Origin of the sequence: Levilactobacillus humaensis (genome assembly GCF_024345185.1) — a bacterium.
GTDB classification, from domain to species: Bacteria; Bacillota; Bacilli; order Lactobacillales; family Lactobacillaceae; genus Levilactobacillus; species Levilactobacillus humaensis.
In genome coordinates, this window is record NZ_BROB01000062.1 from 1 (window position 1) to 1,512 (window position 1,512).

2 protein-coding genes are annotated in these 1,512 nt (G+C 41.3%); both read right to left on the minus strand.

Annotated features, from left to right (window positions below; genetic code table 11):
• A partial coding sequence (locus OCU14_RS11205) for a minor capsid protein (RefSeq protein WP_261811092.1) occupies positions 1 to 619 on the minus strand: 619 nt, incomplete at its 3' end.
• A 123-nt stretch (positions 620 to 742) separates the two neighbouring features.
• Complete coding sequence (locus OCU14_RS11210) at positions 743 to 1,330, minus strand: recombinase family protein (RefSeq protein ID WP_261811093.1); 588 nt, start codon at positions 1,328 to 1,330, stop codon at positions 743 to 745.
• Between the last annotated feature and the right edge of the window lie 182 nt (positions 1,331 to 1,512).

Here is a 1,512-nt window from a genome sequence, read left to right on the forward strand (position 1 = left end):
TCCCATCTTCATCACAGGCTACCAGCTGGCAACGACACCTTGGATGAGTATCCGTGACTGGAATCGGTGCTTGTCCATAGGCAAATGTTTGTCTATCAAGTGGTTCACAAATATCACAAACACGATCATCTTCCTCGGTTAACCACATCACATACTGAACATTCTGTTCATCATACGCTCTATTCTTACCACCGTTGCTATTGCGTATAGCTTCATTAGTTGTTAACGTATGAATTCTGGATAGCATTTGGTTCATAGGCGTTGCTAAATTGTCATCAATTCGATCACCGCTTTGAGAAATACTGCGGGTCATTTTATTGATGTCTGATTTTTTCATGCGGCGGCTCAAACCCTTGTTCAGGGTTTCTTTCATTCGTGTCGTCATGACGTCGCCATGCACCCAAATTCGTTGAGAATACTCAGCTTGGTTGGCTACTTTATCTGGAACTGTTGATAGTTTATTAGGGCTTGAATTATTGTAGCCATCGATATACTGCTGTTTGAGTTCATTCACTGCAAATGATTCACTTTTTGCTGTAGCAATATTCATACCGGCGCCAATCATTGCACCCAACATATCACGCCGAGAAATAGATGCTTGGGCAAAGATTGCTTGCAAGCGTTTAGACAATTTGTCACTAGGACTAGCGTTAGCTAGCATTTCATCAATTGCTTGGTAAAAGGTAGATTGTAAAGAAAATAGGGACCCTTTCAGTTAACATGTGCTAACCAAAAGGGGGCCCTATTTTCTTTTAATACCGTATTTCACACGGTATCGAATAAAGGTCGTCCGTTTAATACCTGTATTTCGGGACACATCAATGTCACTCATGCCAGCTCGATAAAGCTTAAAAGCATGTTGCAAGTGGGGATCGTCTTGGGTGTATTGGGGTTTGCGCCCATGATATTTACCCTGCTGCTTAGCTAAGGCAATCCCTTGCTGCTGGCGCTCAATGATCCGCTTACGTTCACTTTCAGCTTGGTATTTATAAAGTTCAATAATGAGGTTGGTCATGAGTTGACGTAAATTGGGGTCAGCAATCCCTGTCATGGACGGTAAATTCAACACATCTAGGGTGGCCCCCTTATTTTGAATGGTGTTCATAATCTTAGTTAAATCCTGGTTGTTTCTGCCTAAGCGATCTAATTCAGTGACCAGGACAATATCTCCCTCACGAATATAGGCCAGCATTTTTTGCAGTTCTGGCCGATTAGTGTTAGATCCACTTAATTTATCCGTAAATAATTTATCAACGCCTTTTAAGGCCGCTAGCTGTCGATCTAAATGTTGCTCCTTGGAACTCACACGCGCATAACCGATTTTAGCCATTTCCAATTCTCCTTTTGGACAGTTCTAATGAACACTTGTAATTCCTAGTATAGCACAGAAATAAAAAAGACCAATAGGGTATACCCTAGTGGCCTTTTTTGATCCATTATCAATGGCTTTTTAAATTAGGGCCTAGTACTTTTGGAATGGAAATACTTTCCAACACCAAAAATTCTAGACCC